This window comes from Vibrio sp. 2134-1 (assembly GCF_033339495.1).
This window is the reverse complement of record NZ_JAWOUS010000705.1, coordinates 1-586: the sequence shown is the minus strand read 5'-3', so window position 1 is coordinate 586 and position 586 is coordinate 1. Positions and strand designations below refer to the sequence as shown.

The following is a 586-nucleotide window of genomic DNA, read 5'->3' as shown; positions in this document are numbered from 1 at the left end:
TGCAGTACGTATCAGCTTGGATCGTCGTGAAATTCTTCGTGATCAACTACGTGGCATCCTACGTGCGTCTGCACACGGTAAGCTACGTATCATGTTCCCAATGATCATCTCTGTTGAAGAAATCCGCGAGCTTAAGAACGCAATCGAAGAGTACAAAGCAGAGCTACGTGCTGAAGGTCTTGCATTCGACGAAAACATCGAAATCGGTGTAATGGTTGAAACACCTGCAGCAGCAGCGATCGCACACCACCTAGCGAAGGAAGTATCTTTCTTCTCTATCGGCACCAACGACCTTACTCAGTACACTCTAGCGGTAGACCGTGGTAACGAGATGATCTCTCATCTTTACAACCCTCTATCACCAGCTGTACTAACCGTGATCAAGCAAGTTATCGACGCTTCTCACGCTGAAGGTAAGTGGACTGGTATGTGTGGTGAGCTTGCAGGCGATGAGCGTGCAACACTTCTACTTCTAGGTATGGGTCTGGATGAGTTCTCAATGAGCGGTATCTCTATCCCTAAAGTGAAGAAAGTTATTCGTAACTCTAACTTCGCAGAAGTGAAAGCAATGGCTGAAGAAGCGCTT

General features: G+C 47.1%; 1 protein-coding gene. It reads left to right on the top strand.

The window, feature by feature from the left end; translation table 11 throughout:
• On the top strand, positions 1–586 hold a 586-nt coding region (locus R7R78_RS28075), incomplete at both ends, for a putative PEP-binding protein (protein ID WP_263856348.1).